Origin of the sequence: Erwinia sp. B116 (genome assembly GCF_002865965.1) — a bacterium.
Classification (GTDB): domain Bacteria; phylum Pseudomonadota; class Gammaproteobacteria; order Enterobacterales; family Enterobacteriaceae; genus Erwinia.
The window spans coordinates 1-359 of record NZ_JRZZ01000134.1 but is presented as its reverse complement, the minus strand read 5'-3'; the positions used below and the strand labels follow the sequence as shown (position 1 = coordinate 359).

The following is a 359-nucleotide window of genomic DNA, read 5'->3' as shown; positions in this document are numbered from 1 at the left end:
ATGTTGTCGCCTGGCATTACCATCTCTACGCCTTCTGGCAGTTCGATGGTACCGGTCACGTCAGTTGTACGGAAGTAGAACTGTGGACGGTAGCCTTTGAAGAACGGAGTATGACGGCCGCCTTCATCCTTGGACAGGATGTACACTTCAGATTCGAACTTGGTGTGTGGCTTGATTGAACCTGGCTTAGCCAGAACCTGGCCACGCTGGATATCTTCACGCTTAACACCGCGCAGCAGGATACCACAGTTCTCACCCGCACGGCCTTCGTCCAGCAGCTTACGGAACATCTCAACGCCGGTACAGGTTGATTTCACGGTATCTTTGATACCAACGATCTCAACTTCTTCACCAACTTT

1 protein-coding gene is annotated in these 359 nt (G+C 51.5%); it reads right to left on the bottom strand.

Annotated elements, in window-relative coordinates:
- Positions 1–359: EF-Tu/IF-2/RF-3 family GTPase (locus tag NV64_RS22965; protein WP_255410353.1), on the bottom strand; the 359-nt coding region annotated here is incomplete at both ends.